We start from the raw sequence: 8,136 nt of genomic DNA on the forward strand, positions 1-8,136 counted from the left end.
AATCTGCTCGACCAGTGCCAGTTTAAAAGTCAGCGAGTAATCGCGCTGTGTCCGTTTCACACCTTGTCCCATCGGGTTCTCCATTTATTGGGGGGGAAAGGTGTAAACCATATTCAGGACAGGACAATGAAAATAAAAAAGCCCGTATCTGTTGATGCGGGCCTTTTGCTTGGCCGACTGCGCACTTGAACGGCGCGCAGTTCGCAACGGGTTGTCGGCTTACTTGCTGCCGGTACCGGAGTTGCGGGTAGAAGCTTGCGGCTTGCGACGGGCGGTGGTGGCGCGAGCGCGCGGCTCTTTGCCCTGCATCTCTTTGTGACGCTGCACAGCGCGACGGATCTGGGCGGCCTGCTTGTGACGGCTGGTTTTGCCATCCTGCTGCAGATCGACCTTGGATTCGGTCTCCGGCGGCAGGTTGACCAGACCGCGCAGGTAGTTCACTTCCGGCAGTTTCAGCTCTTGCCAGCCGCCGCGCGGGATGCCGCGGTCCAGCTTGACGTCGCCGTAGCGGATCCGCATCAGGCGGCTCACCTGCACTTCCTGGGATTCCCACAGGCGGCGCACTTCACGGTTGCGACCTTCGGTCAGGGTGACGTTGAACCACTGGTTCAGCCCCTCACCGCCAGCCGGTTTGATCTTGTTGAACTTGGCGGTGCCATCTTCCAGTTGCACGCCCTTGCGCAGACGCTGCAACATGGCTTCGGTGATTTCGCCAAAGACACGTACCGCGTATTCCCGCTCCACTTCGTGGCTCGGGTGCATCAGACGGTTGGCCAGCTCACCGTCGGTGGTGAACAGCAGCAGACCGGAGGTGTTGACGTCGAGGCGGCCGACCGCGATCCAGCGGGCACCTTCCATCTTGGGCAGACGATCAAACACGGTGGGACGACCTTCCGGATCGTGACGGGTACACATCTCCCCTTCCGGCTTGTGGTAAGCCAGTACGCGGCAGATCACTTCCTCCGCGGCACGGGTCTTGACCTGGTGACCATCCACCCGGATCACGGCGTTCACTTCGACGCGATCCCCCAGTGTGGCGACCTTGCCATCCACACTGACCCGACCTGCGGTGATCAGGGCCTCCATCTCACGACGGGAGCCGTGACCCGCGCGGGCCAACACTTTTTGCAGTTTTTCACTCATCGGGGTTACCTGATTGTTGATCGCTGCCCACTAGTAAAAGGGGCAACGGGGTTAACTGTAACAAACGCCGGTTGGAGCGTTTGCCACAGTTGAAAAATGTATATCTCGGTGAAATCGGCACGCTTGGGCGCCATTCACCGGGCATCGATCTCCCCGTCCACCGCAGAGGGCAACAGGGGTTGCATTTCCGGATCCAGCTCTGGGAGCTGCTCCAGACTCTGCAGATTAAAATAATCCAGAAACTCTCTGGTGGTGGCGAGCAGCTCGGGGCGACCCGCCACCTCTTTGTGGCCTATGCTGCGCACCCAGCCACGCTCTTTCAGGGTATTCACTATCTGGCTCGACACCGCCACCCCGCGGATCGCTTCGATCTCGGCCCGGGTGATGGGTTGGCGATAGGCGATCAGGGTCAGTGTCTCCATCACGGCGCGGGAATAACGCGGCGCCCGCTCGCTCCAGAGCCGCGAGAGCTCTTCGGCATACTCCTGACGCGCCTGAAAGCGCCAGCCGGAGGCGACCTCCTTGAGCTCGACGCCTCGCGAGCTGTAATCTTGCCTGATCTCGGCCAACAGCAGCTGAATATAGCGACTGGTCACCGGATAATCGGCCAGCACGCTGCTTTTCAGCTCGCTGACATTGAGCGGACGACCGGCCACAAACAGCGCCGCTTCGATCAGGGTCTTGAGTCGTTCAGTGGGCAGCGCCACGGTTGCCCTCCTCGCTCTGCTCGGCCAATGCGAAATGCACTGTGACCCAGGGGTTCTGGCTGCAACGAAACAGACGGAATGCACGCTCAATGGGTCTGTTCACGTTTCTCATTCTCTTCTGCTTCTGCAGCCAATGCGAAATGGATTGGGCCGAGTGGTTCAGCCTGCAGGATCCAGATCAGTTGCTCCTTGCACAGCTCCAGCAGGGCCAGAAACGTCACCAGTACTCCCATGCGCCCCTCTTCGGCGCGCAGCACCTGCTCAAGGCGCAGGGTCTGCCCCAGGGTGAGCATGGCGAGGATCTCCGCCATGCGCACCCGGGTCGGGATCTGTTCGCGGCGGATCTGGTGATGTTCGAAATGAGTCGCGCGTTTTACCACACTTTGCATGTAAAGGGCGAGCTCAACCAGCGAAACATCGGGCGCAAGTGGCTTGAGGGCACCAAAATCGGGGGGCAAGGCGGCTGCGATATAAATCTCTCGCTCCACCCGTGGCAGCTCATTGACCTTCTCTGCACCTACCTTATAACGCTCGTACTCCTGCAGGCGGCGGATCAGGGTCACCCGCGGGTCTTCCCCCTCCTCTTCATCCTCCAGCTCCGGCGCCTTGGGCAGCAGCAGGCGGGATTTGATCTCCGCCAGCCAGGCTGCCATCAGCAGATATTCAGCCGCCAGCTCAAGGTTGAGCCCCTGCATCAGCTCCACGTACTCCATGTACTGGGCGGTGATCTGAAGGATCGGCAGGTTGAGGATATCGAGCTGCTGGCGCCGGATCAGATAGAGCAGCAGATCGAGCGGCCCCTCGAAGGTATCGAGGAACACCTCCAGCGCATCGGGCGGGATGAACAGGTCCTGGGGCAGCTCGTGATAGGGCTGCCCAAGGACTTTCGCGATGGGTAGTGCGGTGCCAGCCCCCGTCTCGGCGGAAGGGACTGTCACCGGTTCAGCGACATCACTCAAACGGGGTCGGGTCTCCGGCACCGCGACGACGCAATACCGGCTCGTCGTCAGAGAAATCGACCACAGTCGTGGGCTGCTCGCCCAGATAACCCCCGTTGACCACCAGATCGATCTGCTTGCCCAGCTTGTCGAAGATCTCTTCCGGATCGAACTCGGCCATCTCGGAGTCCGGCAGGATCAATGTGGTGGAGAGCAGCGGCTCGCCGAGTGCTTCCAAGAGCGCCTGAGCAATCTTGTTGTCCGGTACCCGGATGCCGATGCTCTTCTTCTTCTCGTTCATCAGACGGCGCGGCACCTCTTTGGTCGCCTTGAAGATGAAGGTGTAGGCGCCCGGGGTGTTGTTCTTGATCAGGCGAAACGCGCTGTTGTCGACCTTGGCGTAGGTGGAGATCTCGGAGAGATCGCGGCACACCAGGGTGAAGTCGTGGTTGGCGTCGAGGCGACGGATACGGCAGATGCGCTCCAGCGCGCCCTTGTCACCCATCTGGCAACCCAGCGCATAACCGGAGTCGGTCGGATAGACGATGACGCCGCCGTTCTGGATGATCTGTACCGCCTGACCGATCAGACGGGCCTGGGGGTTTTCCGGATGTACGTAAAAATGCAGACTCATAGCTTGTTCTCGCAATGGGGGCAGCAATACCTGCCCGCTCGTATGGTCACGGGTCAAAGACCCATGACACTACCTTAACCTGTTTGTGGCTGCTTCGCTGGCGCCGTTACCGACTCGCCAGCAGCTCGGCATGCTGTTCGGTGGTGAGCCCAAAGTGACCGGGATAGGCCAGCCACACTATGGGAATCCCCTCTTGCCCGACTTGTTCCCTATTTCGCTGGCGCCGTTACCGGCTTGCCAGCAGCTCGGCATGCTGTTCGGTGGTGAGCCCGAAGTGACCGGGATAGGCCAACCAGACGGGCATCCCCTCTTTGGGCAGCCAGAGGTGGCGGCCCAACTCGGTCCAGTTGGAGGGGAAGTGAAAATCCGATCCCACCGAGATATAGAGGTCGTGATCCTTGGCCCACTGGCCCAGATTGGCCCGCTCCTGCGGGCTCTGCTGAGGCAATGAGACTTCCATGGCATCGCCACCGGCCGCCTTGAAGGCCACCAGCAGCCGCTTGATCCACTTGGCGGTGAGATCGTAACGGCTGGGGTGGGCCAGCACCGCCAGCCCACCCGCGGCGTGAATGGCAGCGATGGCTTCGCTCATCTCGGGCCACTCGGCCGGGGCATACCCTTTATTGCCACGGCTCAGGTACTTTTTGAATACCTTCTGCATATTGTCGGCCACCCCGCGTGCCACCAGCACCCGGGCAAAGTGGGCGCGGGTCACGGCGGCGTCACCGGCGAGCTGTTTGGCCTCTTCATAGGTGCCGGGAATGAGGCACTTCTCCAGACGACGCCCGATTTCCAGCGCGCGCGCCTCGCGACGGGCCAGCTGACCGGCCAGAAAGTCGGTCAGCTGCGGATCTTTTTCATCCACCCCCAGCGCCACGATATGAATTTCGTGGTGCTCCCAGCCGGTGGAGATCTCGACCCCGCTCACCAGTCGCAGCGGCAGTTGATCGGCGTCGATGGTGCGGCGCACCTCATCAAGCCCGGCAAGGGTGTCGTGGTCAGTAACTGCTAACACCTCGACCTGTTTTTCGGCAGCGCGGCGTACCAGTTCGGCGGGGCTCAGCACCCCGTCGGAGGCAGTGGTATGGCAGTGAAGATCGAATCTCATCAGGTTATTCCGCTCTCGTGGTCAGGTCACCATTCATGGCAAATCGGTGAAAGAAGGCTAAAAAGCGACTTGACTTGGCCGCGGCTTTATCGTTTTCTGTAGGCACTTCATTGCAAACATCTTTTTACAGGACTTTATCATGCAAACGACTTCCATCCTGACCATCTGGTGGTGGCACACTCCCTGACATGCGGGCGTGTGGTCGTTGCTGTACCTGTAATCTGACAGCAAATTAAGAACCCAAAGAAAAAGCCCGCTGACCCCAGCGGGCTTTTTTATTATCCGGCAAATGGACCTGTGATGAAACCGAGAATTCAGACAAGCGTAATGACCAGGCGATGGCGCCCCTACTGAAACCGCCAGAACCCACCTCATTTTCAAGGCACTTTTTCAAGGTATTAGACGTCATGAACATCGGTAACACGCATCACACGCAAGGGAACGCACTATGACAGCCACACATCGCCTTCCTCTGGGTGAATTCGATACCCTCAAACTCAACGCCCCCTATGTGGCCGATCCGCTGGCGCTCTATACCCGTCTCTGTCAGGGCCGCCCCAACAACCTGCTGCTGGAATCGGTGGAGATCGACTCCAAGGCAGGCAAACAGAGCCTGCTGCTGGTTGATGCCTGCCTGCGCATCGAGTGCCGTGGTCGCACCGTGCGGGTTCGCCCCCTCAACGACAACGGCGCCCAGTTGCAGAGCCTGCTGGCCGAGCGGCTGCCTGCGGTGGTGGCTCGCTCGCTAGTAGATAGCGAGCTGCAGCTCGACTTCCCGGCCTCCGATCGGGAGCAGGACGAAGATTCCCGCCTCAAGGGGAGCAGCGTGCTGGACGTGCTGCGCACCCTGCAGCGGGAGCTCGATTGCCAGCTTGGTAAAGAAGCCCTGTTTATGGCGGGCAGCTTTGCCTACGACCTCATCGCCTCTTTTGAAGATCTGCCCGAAGTACCGGAAGGGAGCAACGACTGCCCCGACTACTGCTTCTATGTTGCCGAGACCCTGATCACCATCGACCATATCGAACGCACCACTCAACTGCTCGCCTGCATCTTTGGCGGCGACAGCGACGAAAGCCAGGTGGAAGACAGATACACCCGCCTGACCGAACGACTCACCGACTTCAAACAGATTTGCCAGCAACCCCTCTGCGCCGAACTGACCACACAGCCCCTGACCGGCGGCATGAGCGTGGACAAGAGCGACAAGCAGTTTTGCGCCGAGGTGGAGAAGCTCAAGGGCTTTATCCGCCGTGGCGACATCTTCCAGGTGGTGCCGTCCCGCTGCTTCTCCCTGCCCTGTCCGAGCCCCCTGGCCGCCTATCGCCGCCTCAAGCAGACCAATCCCAGCCCCTACATGTTCTACGTGCAGGATGAGGGCTTCACCCTGTTTGGCGCCTCGCCGGAGAGCGCGGTGAAATTCTGTGCCGCCAGCCGCGATGTGGAGATGTACCCCATCGCCGGTACCCGCCGCCGCGGTTTCAACCCGGATGGCAGCATCAACCGGGATCTCGATGGCCGCATCGAGCTGGAGCTGCGTCAGGACGAGAAAGAGGTAGCCGAACACCTGATGCTGGTAGATCTGGGCCGCAACGACATCGCCCGCATCTCGGAGCCCGGCACCCGCTACGTCAAGGAGTTGCTGAAAGTGGATCGCTACAGCCACGTGATGCATCTGGTCTCCAAGGTGGTCGGCACCCTGCGTTCCGACCTTGACGCCCTGCACGCCTATCAGGCCTGCATGAATATGGGCACCCTCACTGGCGCACCCAAAATCCGCGCCAGCGAGCTTATTCGCATGGTGGAAGGCAAGCGCCGCGGCAGCTACGGCGGCGCAGTCGGCTACATCAACGGCGCCGGCGAGATGGATACCTGCATCGTCATTCGTTCTGCTTTCGTGAAAGATGGCGTGGCCCATGTGCAGGCCGGTGCCGGGGTGGTCTATGACTCCAAGCCGCAAGCCGAAGCGGACGAAACCCGCGCCAAGGCGGCCGCCGTGCTGGCCGCCATCGCTGCCAGCCATGGCACCTCCCTGCAAGCCCTGAGCGCCCAGCAGGAGCAACATAAGGACGTGAGCCATGACTAACATTTTCCTGCTCGATAACTTCGACTCCTTTACCTACAACCTGGTGGATCAGTTCCGCTCCCTCGGCTATCCGGTGCGGATCTACCGCAACAGCCTGCCGGCCAGCCGCATCATGAGCGAGATCGCCGCCTGCGAAGGGGACGCCGTGCTGGTGCTCTCGCCGGGGCCGGGCGCCCCCCACGAGGCGGGTTGCCTCATCGACCTTATCAAGCTGGCCCGCGGTCAGGTGCCCATCCTCGGTATCTGTCTCGGCCATCAGGCCCTGTGCGAAGCCTACGGCGGCACCGTCGGGGCGGCAGGCGAAATCGTCCACGGCAAGCGTTCGCTGATTGAGCACAACGGCCACGGCGCCTTCGCCGGTCTGCCGAGCCCGCTGCCGGTGGCCCGCTACCACTCGCTGGTCGCCACCTATGTACCGGAAGAGCTGACGGTGATTGCCCACTATCAGGGGATGCCCATGGCCATCGAGCAGCAGGATGAGCGGGTACTGGGCTTCCAGTTCCACCCGGAATCCATCATGACTTCGGAAGGGGCCCGTCTGCTGACTCAGGCGCTCGCCCATATCACCCGTCCAGAAAGCAGTGTGCGGTAAGGAGACCAACATGCATCAACATCTCAACACCCTCTATCAGGGTCAGTCTCTGAGCCGTGAAAGTACCCGCGACGCCTTCGGTCAGGTGGTACGTGGCGAAGTGGACCCCATCGTGCTCGCAAGCCTGCTGACTGCCCTCAAGATCAAGGGAGAGACCCCGGAGGAGATCGCCGGCGCCGCCGAGGCGCTCTTGACGGAAGCGCGCGAATTCCCGCGTCCGGACTATGAATTTTGCGACATCGTCGGCACCGGTGGCGATGGCCTCAACACCATCAACGTCTCCACCACTTCGGCGCTGGTCGCCGCCGCCTGCGGCCTGAAAGTGGCCAAGCATGGCAACCGCTCGGTATCGAGCAAGTCGGGCTCAAGCGATCTGCTCGACAAGATGGGCATCAAGCTCGACATGAGCCCGGCGCAGGCGCGCCATTGCCTGGACGAACTCGGCATCTGCTTCCTGTTCGCCCCCCAGTACCATGCAGGGGTGCGCCACGCCATGCCGGTGCGTCAGGCCCTCAAGACCCGCACCCTGTTCAACGTGCTGGGGCCGCTCATCAACCCCGCTCGCCCCACCTATCAGCTGATGGGGGTCTATGCCCCCGAGCTGGTGCGCCCCATCGCAGAAACCCTGCTGGCACTGGGGCTGAAAACCGGTATGGTGGTGCACGGCGCCGGGCTGGATGAAATAGCCATTCACGGCCCGACCCAGGTGGCCCAGATCCGTGACGGCGAGATCCGCGAATTCATGATCACCCCGGCTGACTTTGGCCTGGAGACCTATCCGGTCAGCGCCATTCAGGGGGGGGAACCGGAAGAGAACCGCGCCATCACCGCCGCCATTCTGGAAGGGCGTGGCACCCCGGCCCACAACGCCGCCATCGCCGCCAATGTGGCGCCACTGCTGCTGATGGCGGGCAAGGCGAAGGATCTCAAG

9 protein-coding genes are annotated in these 8,136 nt (G+C 61.2%); 4 read left to right on the forward strand and 5 right to left on the reverse strand.

What is annotated here, in order from left to right; translation table 11 throughout:
• On the forward strand, positions 1-189 hold a 189-nt coding region (locus tag AB5Y82_RS07380), incomplete at its 5' end, for a hypothetical protein (protein WP_368173808.1).
• Positions 190-219: 30 nt separating this feature from the next.
• Here the strand turns inward: AB5Y82_RS07380 and rluB are convergent.
• From rluB to AB5Y82_RS07405, 5 genes are all read right to left on the reverse strand, one after another.
• Positions 220-1,143 carry a 23S rRNA pseudouridine(2605) synthase RluB gene (gene rluB, locus AB5Y82_RS07385; protein WP_005347347.1) on the reverse strand — a complete coding sequence of 308 codons (924 nt, stop codon included), beginning with the start codon at positions 1,141-1,143 and terminating at the stop codon, positions 220-222.
• 134 nt (positions 1,144-1,277) lie between these two features.
• Complete coding sequence (gene scpB, locus AB5Y82_RS07390) at positions 1,278-1,850, reverse strand: SMC-Scp complex subunit ScpB (RefSeq protein ID WP_111901551.1); 573 nt, start codon at positions 1,848-1,850, stop codon at positions 1,278-1,280.
• Positions 1,851-1,936: 86 nt separating this feature from the next.
• The gene (locus AB5Y82_RS07395) at positions 1,937-2,809 is read right to left on the reverse strand and encodes a ScpA family protein (RefSeq protein WP_162632659.1); all 873 of its coding nucleotides are present in this window, start codon (positions 2,807-2,809) and stop codon (positions 1,937-1,939) included.
• The gene (locus tag AB5Y82_RS07400) at positions 2,802-3,422 is read right to left on the reverse strand and encodes an L-threonylcarbamoyladenylate synthase (RefSeq protein WP_368173809.1); all 621 of its coding nucleotides are present in this window, start codon (positions 3,420-3,422) and stop codon (positions 2,802-2,804) included. The genes AB5Y82_RS07395 and AB5Y82_RS07400 overlap by 8 nt, the downstream gene beginning before the upstream one ends.
• Positions 3,423-3,648: 226 nt before the next feature.
• Positions 3,649-4,530: a PHP domain-containing protein gene (locus tag AB5Y82_RS07405; protein ID WP_368173810.1), complete on the reverse strand. Its 882-nt coding sequence runs from the start codon at positions 4,528-4,530 to the stop codon at positions 3,649-3,651.
• A gap of 448 nt (positions 4,531-4,978) precedes the next feature.
• Between AB5Y82_RS07405 and AB5Y82_RS07410 the strand changes: the two genes are divergently transcribed.
• The 3 genes from AB5Y82_RS07410 to trpD all read left to right on the forward strand — a co-directional run.
• The gene (locus tag AB5Y82_RS07410; protein ID WP_368173811.1) at positions 4,979-6,613 is read left to right on the forward strand and encodes an anthranilate synthase component 1; all 1,635 of its coding nucleotides are present in this window, start codon (positions 4,979-4,981) and stop codon (positions 6,611-6,613) included.
• Complete coding sequence (locus AB5Y82_RS07415) at positions 6,606-7,205, forward strand: aminodeoxychorismate/anthranilate synthase component II (RefSeq protein WP_005359135.1); 600 nt, start codon at positions 6,606-6,608, stop codon at positions 7,203-7,205. Before AB5Y82_RS07410 ends, AB5Y82_RS07415 begins: the two co-directional genes overlap by 8 nt.
• A 10-nt stretch (positions 7,206-7,215) precedes the next feature.
• Positions 7,216-8,136: anthranilate phosphoribosyltransferase (gene trpD, locus AB5Y82_RS07420; protein WP_368173812.1), on the forward strand; the 921-nt coding region annotated here is incomplete at its 3' end.

Source organism: Aeromonas sp. s13 (assembly GCF_040907905.1).
Taxonomy (GTDB): Bacteria; Pseudomonadota; Gammaproteobacteria; order Enterobacterales; family Aeromonadaceae; genus Aeromonas; species Aeromonas veronii.